At 76.1% G+C, this 247-nt stretch carries 1 protein-coding gene; it reads right to left on the bottom strand.

The window, feature by feature from the left end:
- Nucleotides 1-247: hypothetical protein (locus JT719_RS25035; RefSeq protein ID WP_423227992.1), on the bottom strand; the 247-nt coding region annotated here is incomplete at both ends.

The following is a 247-nucleotide window of genomic DNA, read 5'->3' on the forward strand; positions in this document are numbered from 1 at the left end:
TGCCACGGCTTGTCGCCGTTGCGCTCGCCGCCGCCGCCGCTGCGCTCACCGTTGCGCTGCCACGGCTTCGGGCCGCGGTTGCCCGCGGGGCGCCCGGCCGGACGGCCACCGCCGCCGGTGAAGGAACGCTGCGGCTCCAGGCCGGGGATCGTGTGGATCGCCAGTGTGGCGCCGGTGTAGCGCTCGATGCGGAACAGCGTCTCACGGTCGGCGCGCGAGGCGAAGGACACGGCGATGCCCGTGGCGC

The sequence above is a fragment of the Sabulibacter ruber genome (assembly GCF_017355955.1).
Classification (GTDB): Bacteria; Bacteroidota; Bacteroidia; order Cytophagales; family Hymenobacteraceae; genus Nibribacter; species Nibribacter ruber_A.